This window comes from Bacteroidota bacterium, from assembly GCA_016720935.1.
Taxonomy (GTDB): domain Bacteria; phylum Bacteroidota; class Bacteroidia; order AKYH767-A; family 2013-40CM-41-45; genus JADKJP01.
The window spans coordinates 1,176,554-1,190,509 of record JADKJP010000006.1 but is presented as its reverse complement, the minus strand read 5'-3'; the positions used below and the strand labels follow the sequence as shown (position 1 = coordinate 1,190,509).

Sequence of the window (13,956 nt, the reverse complement as noted above, 5' to 3'; positions counted from 1 at the left end):
CAAGATTCTGATTTCATGAACACTAACGGTACATTATACCTGATACCTACTTTTCTTTCAGAGGAGAATCCTGATATCCTGACCACAGATGGAAAAAACATACTTTACCATCTGGATGAATTTATTGTTGAAAATGAAAAAACAGCAAGGCGATTTCTGAAGCTTATCAAAAGTCCTGTTGCCCAATCATCATTTGTCTTCCACTTACTCAATGAACACACAAAAGATATTGAAATCTCAGCATTCCTCCAACCGTTGAAAGAGGGAAAAAATGTCGGCCTGATGAGCGAAGCCGGATGTCCGGGAGTTGCGGATCCGGGAAGTGAGGTTGTAAGATTGGCGCACGCATCCGGAATAAAAGTGATGCCCTTGATTGGTCCATCGAGTATTCTTCTGGCCTTGATGGCAAGTGGAATGAATGGACAGAGTTTTGTTTTTCATGGTTATTTACCGCGTGAATCGGAAAGCAGAAAACAGAAAATCAAGGAACTCGAAAAAGATGCGCTGAAAAAGAAACAAACTCAGTTGTTCATTGAAACTCCTTATCGAAACAATGCGATGTTGCAGGATTTATTACTTTGTTGCGCATCCGAAACCCTCTTGTGCATTGCCTGTAACCTGACCGGAAAAGAGGAATCCATTGAAACCAAATCCATCGGACAATGGAAGAGAAAACTACCCGATCTCAACAAGAAACCATGTATTTTTCTACTAGGTAAATAAATTTTGAAAATTTACTTTTTGACCAAAGCATTGAGCTTCTCAACCTTTAACACTTCGATTTCAAAAAGTAAAGGTGCATAGGATGGAACAATGTAAGTTCCGTTTTTCGGATCTCTCATCCCTGCTTCTCCATATGCCAATTGCGAAGGCAAAAGGAGGTTTACATTGTCCCCTACTTTTAATTTCCGAAATGCCAATTCCCAACCTCCAATTACCTGTCTTGTATTCAGAACAAAACGATAAGGATGTCCCATCTGCTCCGAACTGTCAAACACGCGGCCGTCAAGAAATTTACCTGTGAAATTGACGGAGATAATTGCTCCGGTATCAACAGGACTTCCTGACCCTTTTTTTATGTACTCCATGTAATAGCCGGCGCTATCGAAATTAGATTCCCAATGATGATCGGTTACATATTGATTAAAAATTTTCATCCCCGCTTTTTCCCTGCTACTTTTCTCTATGAGAATTTCCTGCTCAGCTTCAATCATTGTCTGAATACGCAGCAGTTTTATATCAAATTTAAAAAAGCTACCTTTTTTGAAAACAGTTTGCTCCTGTGGAATTGTCTCACCACGTCGAGTGATGTAATAAGCATACATGGAGTCCGCAGGAACATAAAATGTAGCACTGTCTCCCTGGCACAAATAGGTTAATCCGTCTTCATAAGATCCTTGAAAAGGAATTTTCTCCAACTGAAAACGAAATGGTTTTGGATTGGTTCTGGAATCAAAAAATACAGAATCCTCCGCGTTTCTATATACCAGATCCAACGTTACATAATCACCTATCTGGGGATTAGGTCCTTTGTTGTCGGTATAGAGGATATAACGAAATCCGGCATTCGTGGTCATCTCTTTGCCTTTCATACATGCAAACATGCCAACAGTAATGATGACAGCAAACAGCGGAGCAATAAATTTAAGATTCTTCATGGTTGAGTATTCAGCAAATGAATTTCATAATACAATGCACTGGCACCGGGTATCTTATCTCCATCACCTGTAATACCAAAAGCCAGATGAGAGGGTACAATCACTCTGGCATGACTACCTTCCGGTAATGTGATAAGGGCATCTTCCAATCCTCTGGGTTGTTGTCCTTCTCCGAGATGAAATTTTAAAGGATGTGCTTCCGGTGCTGAATAACACAATGTTCCATCAAGTAAATAAACAGAATACACCATTGCCACTTCCTCATGTATGGATGGTGTTTTACCATTTCCTTTCACCAATACCTGTACGCGTAATCCGGTACCGTTACTTGTCATTTTGAACTGATGACGCTGAATAAAATCCTCAATGTCTTTTGCTTCATCGCGAACCATAAGACGGTTCACTTCCGTCAACCTATTTTGAATTTCAGCATCACTGGCCGGTTTTTCTTTTGGAGAAGAGCACCCGAACATCAGCGCCGGAACAATCAATATTTTCCACCTCTTCATTTTACTTTTCTATTATTCAGTAAAATCTCACAATCCTGTGAGCTTGGCTTTATAAAAAGGAAGGATGTCCAGAAATTTCTGAATTGTATCCTGCAAGGATAACAGTGATCTGCCACCCGAAGCATTACGGTGTCCTCCACCTTCAAAATATTTGGAGGACAATTCCTGAACAGAAAACTCATCTTTTGAACGGAAAGAAATTTTAATCATGCCATCCCGTTCAGAAAAAAATGCAGCCATTTTTATTCCTTCGATACTCAGTGCATAATTTACCAATCCTTCAGTATCGCCTGTTTTGAAATTAAACATTTGCAATTCGCTTTCAGAAAGGGCGATATAAGCGGTATTGTAATCGTTCAACACCACAAGCTTCTCTTTCAGTGAATAACCAAGTAATCGCAGGCGGTTTTCTGAGGAATGATCATATACCTGTTCGTGTATTCTGAAATTTTCAGCACCTGCTTCCATGAGATTCGCGATGATCCGATGAGTATCGGCCTTCATGGAAGCATAACGAAAGGAATTGGTATCGGTCATGATTCCGCAATACAGGCATTCCGCAATTTGCTTATTAATGAGGTGTTCCTCTCCGGCAGCTTCAATAAACTGATAAATGAGCTCACTGGTTGAACAAGCTGCAGGGTAAGAAAAGGAATAATTGAAAACCGGCTCAGGATTCAGATGGTGATCGATGAGCACTTTAATCTGTTCTGAGTTTCTGAGTATTGGCTCGAGTCCCTCTACTCTGCTAAGCCAGTTAAAATCCAGACAGAAAATAATTTCTGATTCCCGGATTAATTTTTCCGAAAGTGATCTGTCTTCTTCAAAATTGATCACTTGCTCATGTCCCGGCAACCAGTGAAGAAAATCGGGATATTCACTCGGAGTCACAACATAGACCTGGTGACCCTTTAATTTCAAATAATTATACAATCCAAGCGATGAACCCATTGCATCTCCATCCGGGCGATGATGCGTTGTAATGACCACTTTACGTGAAGTTTTCAGGTATTGAAATAATGGTTGCGTTTCTGCCCCGGGAAAGCGGTTATTCATTCGGAATATTTTTTCAAAATTACAAAAGACTTCCAGAAGATAACAGGAATCCTTTACTGGTGTTGTGAATGGATTAGTACTGAGTATTTGTGAAAGCGAAATAATCTACTTATTACTATGAACATAAGGATTATTTCGATTATCTGGAGAGTACAATTTTCTGTGCAGAAACGATTCCTCCATTTTGAATCCAGTTCAGGAAATAAATTCCGTCAGACAAATCACTAAGATCAATCCTAGTATGATCGGCAATGACGTTAAATTCGCGGATTACTTTTCCTGTGAGATCAGAAACCGAAATCCTGGAATTACCTGAAGTTCCATTTAACAATTCGATATCAATGATACCACTAGCCGGATTTGGATAGGATTTTATAGAAACATCCTTGAGAATTGGTTGAATATTTACCGGTCCGCAATTGGTCAGCATTGCGAAGGCATCCGCTTTACCGTATCCCCAGGCATTATTTGGTAAAGGCCCCCAGGTGAATTGATCCTGACCGGCACAGGAAGTCATGGCGGTTTTCACATCACTCCAACTTGCGGTAGGATTCATTTGAAGATAAAGTGCGGCGATTCCTGCAACAACAGGTGCAGAAGCAGACGTTCCGCCTCCGGTAATGTGAAATCCTCCCAATGCTACTTTATAAGGCTGAGTTGAGATCATAACTGGAATCTGAGTTAATACTCCACAGGATAAAATATGATGACCAGGAGCACAAATATCGGGTTTAATTCTTCCATCTCGTGTAGGTCCCCGGCTACTGTTGGCGGCGAGATTACGAGGTTGATCGGTGGCTGTAATTTGAAGTGTATTGGTCACATCAACATGTCGGTCTGTATTGAAATAGTTTCCAACTGTAAGCACGTTATCCAGGCAACCAATACCGGTGATGATGGATTGTAAAGTATCCGGTTCTACGTAATTAATCATTGGAGGATAAACGGCTGGTGTTGGCAATGGTTGAAATCCCCAGTCGTAATTCCAGGAATCATAATGTCCGTCACCGGTTGTTGAAAATCTCCAATAATAATCTATGGAATCGGGTTGAACGTAAACTTCGAGTGAATAGACTCCATTGTTTTTTGTCAGTAATGACTGTACTATCCCAATTCTGTTTCCTCCATTGGTTACATTTCTTGTGATGGTATTGTTCAGAGAGGAAGTTGCCGCAGCATAATTCGTTGCTCCTCTGAATTCATAATATGGAGTAACCTTATCCGCTCCTATTGAGTAACGCATATGGATGAAATCAATAGAATCCGCGAATACCTGTATGTAAGCTCCAGGGTAACCGGCATTGTATTTAAACCATGTAAACGCTGTGTCATTCACTGTACTGTAACGACCAAGGTGAATGGGATACATCACACCGATGTTACCTGCAGAAGCAACAACTACTCTTCCGTTTTGCTGGTTGATAAGATTCGAAATATATTGAGCTTCGAGATCGAGTCCATCATGGGAACCAAAATAATCCCCCAATGAAACATTGATCACACAGGGTTTCCCCAACTGTTGTGCTTTGGTAAAGATGTATTCTACAGCATGTGAAAGTCGAGGCACAAGATCCGGTGTGAAATCAAAAGAAACAGCTACGATGTCAGAATGAGTTGCAACACCCTGAAAGTGTCCAAGTGCATTTCCATTACCAGCACCGATTCCGGCTACATAAGTACCATGTCCATATTCCGCTTCACCTGTATGAGCATTCGCAAGGTTATTATCAATATCGCTGGCGCTAAACTCCTGTCCATATGCGTAAGGTTGAGGAGTGTTCGTATCATTGGGCAAATTCTGATCCCACAGCCATTGAATTCTCGAGTGGCCAAGGCTGTCTTGAAAATCGGGATGATGGATGTCGATTCCTGAGTCAATAAATCCAAGTACAACTCCACTGCCATTATATCCCTGTGTGAGCGGAGACTGCCCCTGAATGACCTCATCCACACGGGAAAGCATTCTCATGGTATCATTCATCAGTTTATAATGATGTGAAAATGCTTCTATCCTTTTCACTCCATTTAGCTGAGTCAGTTCTGCCAATCCTTTCAGGGAAATTCTGACAGAGGCAATATCACCAGCCGAACTAATCAATTTTCCGCCGAATTGCTTGACATTGTTTTGAATTTGTGACAGATCTCCCTGTACCAATACAGTAATCAATTCGGATTTATCCGGTGATGAATTCATTTTCTGTTTAAGAAAAAGATTCATCGAACTTCCGGGTTCCGAAGCAAACAGGTGGAGATTGCAAATTATACACGTTAAAAAGAAAAGCAGTTTTTTCATCGATTAATTAATTTCGGTTTGTTAGTTTTCAATTTTCAGGAAATGTTCTTCAAAATTTTGACAACAATTCCCATATCACGGAATTTTCAGGCAAATCCTTGAAAATTGTCTGCTTCCGGATAATCATATAAAAAGCTAAAATTAATCATTTGATATTGAATTGTTCACGCTCTATCAACAGCTTATTCTTAGTTTTCAACAGGTGTCTGAATCAAGGTAACCGATTGGAAAATATGGTTATATTTGTTCAGGGATCATTGATTTATTAAAAAAATCAGGAAGGGAACATCTTGCGAACTCTGCAGGATGACTGCGCATTAGTATCAATTTCTTTTCTATAAAAAAACGCTTCAACTGAAGTGTTGGATTTGTCATATTTTCCACTGAATGACTTGTGGAGAACATTACCCGACCCTCTATTATCTAAAAACAAATAAAAATCATAAAACCACAACTAAAACCACACATCATGAGAACTTCAATTTTCCAGTATCCTTACGAAAAAGTGTTTAAGCGTACACAAGGTGCATTGTCACGACTGGGTATGCGTGTAATCAATTCTGATGCTTTGCTGGGTAGCATCACAGCAGAAACGAATTTTTCATTGAGCAGACCCTCGGTGAAACTGGATCTTGTGGTTGAAGAAATGGAAAACCACAATACAAAAGTAACCGTACGAGGCCTCCAATTAAGGAAACGTTTCTTCCAAAAACCACAAAGTATCGAATTGAATGAAGCAGCTTTATTGGAAACATTATCAACAATTATCTGATATTTGCATTTCCTTAAAGTAATTTCAATTTAGTATGTCAACCGACAGACAGCTGTTTTATCAATATGTAGCCCAAACATCTCCATTGCCCATGGGCTTGATGATTGATAAAGCGGAAGGAGTTTATTTATACGATACTTCCGGGAAAGCTTATCTGGATTTGATTTCAGGTATTGCCGTCAGTAATCTTGGCCATCAACACCCACTCGTTCTTGGAGCCATCCGGGAACAGTTGGATAAGCATATGCATGTGATGGTCTATGGTGAATTTATCCAATCACCCCAGGTGAAACTGGCAACTTTGCTTGCTTCTTTACTTCCACGGGAGCTGGACAATATCTATTTTACCAATTCCGGTACCGAAGCAGTTGAAGGAGCATTAAAGCTCGCCAAAAGGTACACCGGAAGAAGTCACTTCATTTCATTTCGCAATGCATATCATGGCAGTTCTCAGGGTGCTCTGAGTGTTTGCGGTAATGAAATGTTAAAAAATGCTTTTCGACCTCTTTTGCCCGGAGGGTTGATTTCAGACTTCAATGATTTTTCGGTATTGAATTCTATTGATTCAAATTGTGCCGGGGTAATTGTTGAAGCGATACAGGCGGAAGCCGGGATTGTATTACCGGAGAGCGGCTTTCTGGAGGCATTGCAAAGAAAATGTAATGAAGTTGGCGCCCTTTTGATTCTAGACGAGATCCAGACAGGAATGGGACGAACAGGAAAGCTTTTTGCAATGGAACATACCGGAATAATACCAGACATCCTGTTGCTCGGCAAATCATTTGGTGGTGGCTTGCCTCTGGCGGCTTTTATTTCAAATAGACAGATAATGGAAAGTCTGACTCATGATCCGGTTTTAGGCCATATCAGTACTTTTGGCGGCCATCCATTGTCTTGTGCGGCGGCATATGCTGCCCTTTCAGAAATATCCAAACCGGAATTAAATGAAAAGGTTAACAAACAAGGAGATCTTTTCAAGTCCTTGTTAAAACATCCTGATATTCGTTCTGTACGAGGTCTGGGATTATTTTTAGCTTTGGAGTTCGAAAGTGAAATGATCAATCAGGCGGTAATAAAAAAATGTCTGGAAAAAGGAATCATCACCGATTGGTTTCTCTTTGCCCCGAATTGTCTTCGAATCGCTCCACCATTGATTATCACCGATGACCAAATAAAATTTGCCTGTGCTTCACTCGTTGAAGCTATAAATACTTTATAATTCAGAACAATACTATGAATGTACTAATTGTTGAAGATGAGCGGCAACTTTCCCATGAGATTGAAATTTTTCTTACCAAACAAGGCTATCATTGCGACGTAGCTTTCACCGGAAAAAGCGCATCTGAAAAAGTTTTTGTTAATTCTTATGATTTTGTCCTGATGGATATTGGTCTTCCGGATTATAACGGTTTCCAGCTCCTGAAAGAGGCCAAGGAAGCCGGAATGGATGCCGCGTTTATTGTGCTCACGGCAAGAGGAACCATCGATGATAAAATCACCGGACTGGACCTGGGAGCTGATGATTACCTGGCAAAACCATTTTCGCTGCTGGAACTTCAGGCCAGGATGCAGGCTATTATTCGCAGGAAGCATGGTTTGAAAAACAATACTATTCAGATTCATGATTTTATCATGGATATTCAAAATCGTACGGTAGCTTTTGAAAAAAATGTCATTAACCTCACAAAAAAGGAGTTTGACATTTTGCATTATATGGCTCTGCATAAAAACCGTGTTATTACCCGTGTGCAATTAACTGAGCATATATGGGGCGATGTATTGGAGGAAGATTACGAATCAAATTATATTGATGTACATATTAAAAATCTAAGGAAAAAACTTGCTGCATTTGCCAATTCAGACTTTATTGAAACCGTTCGAGGAATTGGTTACAGGTTAAACATGCCTTGATCATTACTCGCCCATCCACTGACCGATTACACCCCGGCCACTCCTTCACTTGAAACTCCAGGTCAAACTCGTACTGTACAATGCTATATCCAAAGCACTCATCATCGGCGCTTTTGGAGTAATTATTCCTATTATTATTCAGGGGATCGTTTACAATCATATCGATAAACGACTAAGCGCAAGATTGGAAAAAATGATGCGCATGGTACAGATTGGCGGGTTGAATGAAATCAGCCTGGACCAGGATTGCAGTTTTGACAGCTACAATGTTTTCAAGGAAGAATATGTTTCTATCTCTCCTTTATCGGGACTTCCAGGAGATTTTGGGAAAAGGACAATTGAAAATACGGAGCGTCTGATTGAAAACGATGTTGTGAAACACCGGGTTCTAAGCCAGGCTTTTTTGTATGACAACCAGTTGTACGAAATTGAAATCGGAGAAGGTCTCAGTACAATTGATCAGTTGAACGATACCATTCGCCAGTTTACACTTCGGATTTTATTCGCGGTGATTCTGCTATCCATTTTTCTGGATTTGGGCTTTGCCAGAATCCTGTTACTTCCTTTTAACCGCATTGTCAATAAAAAGCTGAAGGATGTACAGCATCCTTCCACTTTTGACTCCACTCCGGTCAAAACAAATACCTATGAATTTGCTCAGCTTGATCGCTCCATTAATGACATGATGCAAAAAATCAGGGAAACGTTTCAAATCGAAAGAGAGTTTATTACGAATGTTTCACATGAATTGCTTACTCCCATTTCTATCCTTCAAAACAGAATTGAAAATATCATCAACGAACCCGGCTTGTCGAATGAAGTGCTCAGCCGACTGGTGGAATCCCAAAAAACACTTTCCCGCCTCACGAAAATCGTAAAGGCATTGCTCTATATTTCAAAAATTGAAAACGATCAGTATTTGAAAACCGATGAAGTTTCTCTTCTGGAAATTTGCAACGAAGTGAATGAAGAATTGGCTGAAAGGATTGAAGAAAAATCAATTGAAGTGAGTCAGGAATGGGATAGTGATTTTGTCTTTGGACCCTGTAACCGTTCACTTATTCATACTTTAATTTTCAATGTCGCTTCCAATTCAATAAAATACAGTAAAGGCGGAGGCAAACTTTCCTTTAAGGGAAAACTTGAAACAGATCATTTTCACCTGAGCATCGCTGATACCGGTGTCGGGATTCCGAGCGAACATCTACCCTTCATCTTTGATCGTTTCAAGAGATTTCGGCCTGAAGACGGATTGAGTTACGGATTAGGACTACCGATCGTAAAATCCATTGCGACTTTTCATAAAATCGATTTGAAAGTTGAAAGTGAGCCTGATCAGGGTACACAATTTCATATTTATTTTCCATTACACGTCGATTGAAACCTTCACTTATCCTTCACCGTTCCCCCTGCACATTTGCCAAATAAATTAAACTGGAATGAAAGGTATTTCCTTATTGATGGGAGTTCTCATTGGAAGCATGCAAGTCAATTCACAAACTCCGGCAGGCAGAAGACCTTTACAAACATCCCTCACTTCAACTGTGATGGTAAACAATATACATTTTATCAAACCCGTAGGCAGTGTTCGTCAGGTCAATAACCAAAAGAAAAAACCTGCACACGTTCAAAAGACCAGATCAGTCCAAAAGCAGAAATAATAGAAAATCGTGTTTTGCGTTGATTTTTTTGCAAAAAGCCATCGGTTTAGTCCACCGGTGGTTTTTTGTTGGCTCAGGAAATGAAAGATTCAAAAATCACTGTGAATAACATGGAAATTTGAACTTAAAACAAGGTATTTGTAAGTAAAAAGATTATTTTATATTTGTCGTTCAAAATTTACTGGAAACTAAATCTGATTTCACATCATCATTCAATTAAGCCAACGCATTGGTTTGATTTCCAATGTTGTTACCTTTTTATCAAATAGCTGAATAATGAGTAAAGTCCAATATCCTAAATTCACGCTGGGTCCGAAACTCACCGATGAACAAATTGCATTCTTCGACAAGAATGGTTTTATCCATTTTCAGGGTGTTGCAAGCCTTGAAGAGGTGCGTGCAATTCTCAAATCAACAGAAGAAATTCAGGAAAAATGGATCCGCGATGACGTTAAGGTCGTTAATGGAGTCCCAATCAAATACGGAATTGATGAAAATGGAAAACAAATTGTTCATCGTTTCCCATTCACTTCCCAATTCAGTGAACCTGTCCACAATTTTGTTAACAGTGACCGTGTAAAGTGCCTTACAGTACTATTGCCTTCAGGGGCACGTATAGCTGAGAATGAAAAAGACGGAGTTGTATTTAATCATTATGTAAATACTCCTAACAGCAATTTCCGTCAAATGGGTTGGCATACTGACAGTATGCGTGACATCTTCTACGGAAAAAAAGTACTCCCGATGCTGAACGTTGGTTTATACTTCGACGATTCATCATCAGATAAAGGCGGATTGAGAATCATACCGGGCACACATAAACAAAATATGTTTTCAATGCTTTTCAAGAAGGCATACTTCCTGAACAACGACGAAGACAAACATGAAATGCTTGTAGATGCAAAAGCAGGTGACATGGTGGTTCACGATGGCCGTATCTGGCACCGTGTCGCGATGTCCCCTCATTTTGGTGCCGCCAGCAGACGAAGAGTGATGTACACACCTGTTATCCTCGGAAAATACATGCCGAAAAGCGATGAAAGTGCAACACCATTCTATCATCACTTCCAAAAAATGGTTCGTTAATTTGAACAATCGATCTTCAAAATGGAATCAGTTTATTTCTGATTCCATTTTTCTTTTTATACCCTTCAATCACAATCATGGCTTACGCTCTCATTACCGGTGCCAGTAAAGGAATTGGGAAAGCCATTGCAACCAATCTTGCAATGCGTGGTTACGATCTTATTATGGTGGCTCGTTCAGAAAATTTGCTTTCTGAAATTGCAAATGAACTCACCAAGAAAAACAATGTAAGAGTTATCACGATTGCCCTGGATTTATCTTCTGAAAAATCGGCCGATGCAATAGCCCGAAGAATTGAAGAGGAACAAATTCCATTGCAAATTGTTGTGAATAATGCCGGCTACGGACTCTGGGGGCGATTCGATACATTGACTTTATCAGAACAGGAAGCCATGATGCGTATCAATACTTTTACGATGGTAAAATTAACTTACCTCATGCTCCCCTATCTTAAAAAGCAGCCGCAATCTTTCATTCTAAATGTTGCGAGTACCGCGGCATATCAGGCTGTTCCAACCCTGGCTATCTATGCGGCATGTAAATCTTTTGTTTTGCAATTCACAAGAGGTATTCGTTACGAATTAAAAAATTCGGGAGTATCTGTATCCTGTCTGAGTCCTGGCCCCACTGAAACCAATTTTATGCATGCAGCTGGTATGCATACTCCTGAAATGATCAAACGTGCATCTAAATTTAATATGCCGGCTGATGAGGTTGCCCGAATTGCTGTGAATTCAATGTTTAAAGGAAAAGTAGAAATCATTCCTGGTTTCATCAATCGCATCAGTACCTGGATGACGTATTTTGTACCCAAGGCCCTTACAGAAAAAATTGCCGCCGGATTGTATGAGTAAAAAAGAAAATCAATCTTCAATCAACAATCAACAATCAGCAATCAGCAATCAATAATCAACAATCCTCAATTCTAAACTCTCATTATTTTTAATTTATTTTTCTCATAATACCTGCATAGCAGTTTTAAGCCGCATTCAGTGCAATGAGGGTTTCTGGCAGTGCAGGTATAACGACCGTGCAGAATCAGCCAGTGGTGGGCAATAGACACCAAATTTTCAGGAATGTATTTTATGAGTTGTCGCTCTGTTTGCAAGGGATTTTTCGCGCCAATAGTTAGCCCAATCCTTGCGGATACCCGGAAAACATGAGTATCGACGGCCATAGCCGGCATATTGAACACTACTGACGCGATCACATTGGCAGTCTTTCTTCCAACCCCTGGTAATTTTTGCAATAGTTCAACATCAGCAGGTACCTCATTTTTAAATTCATGAACAAGCATCCGGGCCATACCCACCAAATGCTTTGCCTTGTTATTCGGGTAACTGATGCTTTTGATAAAAGGATAGACTTGTTCGGGCGTACTCGCGGCAAGTGCTTCAGCAACCGGAAACTCAGCAAAGAATGAGGGTGTGGTAAGATTGACCCGCTTGTCTGTACATTGAGCAGAAAGGATTACGGCCACGAGCAATTCATAAGGACTGGCATATTCAAGCTCGGTTTCGGCCACCGGTCGCTCAATTTGAAAATAATGAAGGACTTTTTCGAAACGCTCCTTTTTTGTCATCCCTGCAAAGATAATCAGCTGCCGCATTCACCATGCAGAACAAATTATTCACCCAAGTGAACAGGAAATTGATCGAATAAAATTGATTTGAGAAGGCACCTGGCTTAGTTTAGAATCATATTCATAAACGATTCGCCTATGGTTCATTGAAAAAAAGAAAAGGTTAGAGAGAACAAAAAAAAACAGCGGGTAAATTACCCGCTGTTTTTTTTTGCCTATCAGGCAAGTTTCATTATTTTCTGAATGCTCTCCTCTGAGGGTTCCGGATATACAGCATCGAAGGTCTGTACGATGGAAACAATTTCCCTGAATGTTGAACCAATGACGGGATCACCATCGATAGCACGTTGAACGCGATCGCTTTCATGCAAATTTGATTCATTGTAAACATAGAGAAGAAGATCTTTTTGAGTAGTAGTTTTTATCATGCAATTTGAATTTAGATTAGAATTTATAAGCCTATAACGGGCTCTTCCGTAGAAATATTTTGAGGAAATGAATAAATCATTCCCTCAAATTAATTTCTTGTTTTTGAACCATTTCGCGCATTTTTAGGATTGCATAGTGCATCCTTCCAAGAGCTGTATTGATGTTGATATTCAGCATGTTGGATATTTCTTTGAAAGAAAGCCCGGCATAATGGCGAAGGATCACGATTTCCCTTTGTTCAAAGGGTAGCTGGTCAAGCAAGGCTCTTACCTGTGCTATTTTTTCATCGTAAATCATTTGTTCCGCCGCGTTCCGGGATTTTTGAGGCAATACATCAAAAACAGAATACTCTTCAGAATCATGCTGGAGTGGCATCAGCTTATCTTTCCTGAAATGGTCAATCACCAGGTTGTGGGCAATGCGCAAAGCCCAGGGTAAGAATTTGCCCTGCTCACTGTAATGCTTGTTTTTAAGACTGGTCAGGATTTTAATGAAAGTGTCCTGAAACAAGTCTTCAGCAAGTTCCCTGTTACGTACAAGAAAATAAATGGTGGAATAAATACGCTGTTTATAGCGTGTGATAAGCTCAGAAATTGCGAGTTGATCTCCTTTTTGATAAAGATGCACAAGATCTTTATCATCCATCAGATGAAGGTTTGCCATAGTTGTTTTCTGCTTTAATGTGTGAGTAAAAAATTAAAGTAGAAGTTTAACTATGCGATGCCTCCGTTTAGTAATGTGTGAAATTATTTCTATTCCTTTTTACCTGAAAAAACTCTGATGGTTTCTTTTGGTTAGATCAAATATAACATATCAATTCAATGAATTCAAATAAATCTTTAGAAAAATCCTACAATTTCTGAGAAAAGATTGATTTTGTGCAAAAAATTAGCTTTTGCAAAAGGATTTACTTGTTCAATTTGAACCAGAAATACAAACGCTCTTCGTTTGTGACCTTTCAAAAGTCAGTCTCATTGAAATTACTGCTCAATTAATCCG

Annotated in this window: 15 protein-coding genes; 8 read left to right on the top strand and 7 right to left on the bottom strand. The window is 39.8% G+C overall.

All coding sequences use genetic code 11. The features are described 5' to 3' along the window. Positions 1-15: 15 nt before the first annotated feature. Positions 16-723, top strand: coding sequence for an SAM-dependent methyltransferase (locus tag IPP86_13145; protein ID MBL0139454.1), 708 nt, complete (start codon positions 16-18; stop codon positions 721-723). Between the two features lie 11 nt (positions 724-734). On the opposite strand, the gene IPP86_13140 is transcribed toward IPP86_13145, so the two are convergent. From IPP86_13140 to IPP86_13125, 4 genes are all read right to left on the bottom strand, one after another. After that, positions 735-1,658, bottom strand: coding sequence for an FKBP-type peptidyl-prolyl cis-trans isomerase (locus IPP86_13140; GenBank protein MBL0139453.1), 924 nt, complete (start codon positions 1,656-1,658; stop codon positions 735-737). After that, on the bottom strand, positions 1,655-2,167 hold the full coding sequence (locus IPP86_13135; protein ID MBL0139452.1) for an FKBP-type peptidyl-prolyl cis-trans isomerase: 513 nt from the start codon (positions 2,165-2,167) through the stop codon (positions 1,655-1,657). Before IPP86_13135 ends, IPP86_13140 begins: the two co-directional genes overlap by 4 nt. Before the next feature lie 27 nt (positions 2,168-2,194). Continuing rightward, the gene (locus IPP86_13130; GenBank protein ID MBL0139451.1) at positions 2,195-3,223 is read right to left on the bottom strand and encodes a bifunctional oligoribonuclease/PAP phosphatase NrnA; all 1,029 of its coding nucleotides are present in this window, start codon (positions 3,221-3,223) and stop codon (positions 2,195-2,197) included. Positions 3,224-3,362: 139 nt separating this feature from the next. Next, positions 3,363-5,516 (bottom strand): S8 family peptidase, encoded by a 2,154-nt coding sequence (locus IPP86_13125; GenBank protein ID MBL0139450.1) that lies wholly within the window; start codon positions 5,514-5,516, stop codon positions 3,363-3,365. A gap of 469 nt (positions 5,517-5,985) precedes the next feature. Between IPP86_13125 and IPP86_13120 the strand changes: the two genes are divergently transcribed. The 7 genes from IPP86_13120 to IPP86_13090 all read left to right on the top strand — a co-directional run bounded on the left by IPP86_13120 (position 5,986) and on the right by IPP86_13090 (position 11,800). Next, on the top strand, positions 5,986-6,288 hold the full coding sequence (locus tag IPP86_13120) for a hypothetical protein (protein MBL0139449.1): 303 nt from the start codon (positions 5,986-5,988) through the stop codon (positions 6,286-6,288). A 34-nt stretch (positions 6,289-6,322) separates the two neighbouring features. Continuing rightward, the gene (locus tag IPP86_13115; GenBank protein ID MBL0139448.1) at positions 6,323-7,507 is read left to right on the top strand and encodes an aspartate aminotransferase family protein; all 1,185 of its coding nucleotides are present in this window, start codon (positions 6,323-6,325) and stop codon (positions 7,505-7,507) included. A gap of 14 nt (positions 7,508-7,521) precedes the next feature. Next, complete coding sequence (locus IPP86_13110; GenBank protein MBL0139447.1) at positions 7,522-8,199, top strand: response regulator transcription factor; 678 nt, start codon at positions 7,522-7,524, stop codon at positions 8,197-8,199. Between the two features lie 49 nt (positions 8,200-8,248). Continuing rightward, entirely contained in the window at positions 8,249-9,580 is a 1,332-nt protein-coding gene (locus tag IPP86_13105; GenBank protein ID MBL0139446.1) for a HAMP domain-containing histidine kinase, read from the top strand. 58 nt (positions 9,581-9,638) lie between these two features. Continuing rightward, positions 9,639-9,860 (top strand): hypothetical protein, encoded by a 222-nt coding sequence (locus tag IPP86_13100; GenBank protein ID MBL0139445.1) that lies wholly within the window; start codon positions 9,639-9,641, stop codon positions 9,858-9,860. A gap of 276 nt (positions 9,861-10,136) precedes the next feature. Next, a complete protein-coding gene (locus tag IPP86_13095) occupies positions 10,137-10,946 on the top strand; it encodes a phytanoyl-CoA dioxygenase family protein (protein MBL0139444.1) in 810 nt (269 codons plus the stop codon). 77 nt (positions 10,947-11,023) lie between these two features. Then, positions 11,024-11,800, top strand: coding sequence for an SDR family oxidoreductase (locus tag IPP86_13090; protein ID MBL0139443.1), 777 nt, complete (start codon positions 11,024-11,026; stop codon positions 11,798-11,800). Between the two features lie 71 nt (positions 11,801-11,871). Here the strand turns inward: IPP86_13090 and nth are convergent, their stop codons facing one another. The 3 genes from nth to IPP86_13075 all read right to left on the bottom strand — a co-directional run bounded on the left by nth (position 11,872) and on the right by IPP86_13075 (position 13,602). Then, a complete protein-coding gene (nth, locus tag IPP86_13085) occupies positions 11,872-12,528 on the bottom strand; it encodes an endonuclease III (GenBank protein MBL0139442.1) in 657 nt (218 codons plus the stop codon). Positions 12,529-12,746: 218 nt separating this feature from the next. Further along, positions 12,747-12,956 (bottom strand): hypothetical protein, encoded by a 210-nt coding sequence (locus IPP86_13080; GenBank protein ID MBL0139441.1) that lies wholly within the window; start codon positions 12,954-12,956, stop codon positions 12,747-12,749. 76 nt (positions 12,957-13,032) lie between these two features. Beyond that, a complete protein-coding gene (locus IPP86_13075; protein ID MBL0139440.1) occupies positions 13,033-13,602 on the bottom strand; it encodes an RNA polymerase sigma factor in 570 nt (189 codons plus the stop codon). Between the last annotated feature and the right edge of the window lie 354 nt (positions 13,603-13,956).

Bases quoted from the DNA above. Each gene is read 5' to 3' on its own strand.
- IPP86_13145 (MBL0139454.1), top strand. From the start codon at position 16: ATGAACACTAACGGTACATTATACCTGATACCTACTTTTCTTTCAGAG.
- IPP86_13140 (MBL0139453.1), bottom strand. From the start codon at position 1,658: ATGAAGAATCTTAAATTTATTGCTCCGCTGTTTGCTGTCATCATTACT.
- IPP86_13135 (MBL0139452.1), bottom strand. From the start codon at position 2,167: ATGAAGAGGTGGAAAATATTGATTGTTCCGGCGCTGATGTTCGGGTGC.
- IPP86_13130 (MBL0139451.1), bottom strand. From the start codon at position 3,223: ATGAATAACCGCTTTCCCGGGGCAGAAACGCAACCATTATTTCAATAC.
- IPP86_13125 (MBL0139450.1), bottom strand. From the start codon at position 5,516: ATGAAAAAACTGCTTTTCTTTTTAACGTGTATAATTTGCAATCTCCAC.
- IPP86_13120 (MBL0139449.1), top strand. From the start codon at position 5,986: ATGAGAACTTCAATTTTCCAGTATCCTTACGAAAAAGTGTTTAAGCGT.
- IPP86_13115 (MBL0139448.1), top strand. From the start codon at position 6,323: ATGTCAACCGACAGACAGCTGTTTTATCAATATGTAGCCCAAACATCT.
- IPP86_13110 (MBL0139447.1), top strand. From the start codon at position 7,522: ATGAATGTACTAATTGTTGAAGATGAGCGGCAACTTTCCCATGAGATT.
- IPP86_13100 (MBL0139445.1), top strand. From the start codon at position 9,639: ATGAAAGGTATTTCCTTATTGATGGGAGTTCTCATTGGAAGCATGCAA.
- IPP86_13095 (MBL0139444.1), top strand. From the start codon at position 10,137: ATGAGTAAAGTCCAATATCCTAAATTCACGCTGGGTCCGAAACTCACC.
- IPP86_13090 (MBL0139443.1), top strand. From the start codon at position 11,024: ATGGCTTACGCTCTCATTACCGGTGCCAGTAAAGGAATTGGGAAAGCC.
- nth (MBL0139442.1), bottom strand. From the start codon at position 12,528: ATGACAAAAAAGGAGCGTTTCGAAAAAGTCCTTCATTATTTTCAAATT.
- IPP86_13080 (MBL0139441.1), bottom strand. From the start codon at position 12,956: ATGATAAAAACTACTACTCAAAAAGATCTTCTTCTCTATGTTTACAAT.
- IPP86_13075 (MBL0139440.1), bottom strand. From the start codon at position 13,602: ATGGATGATAAAGATCTTGTGCATCTTTATCAAAAAGGAGATCAACTC.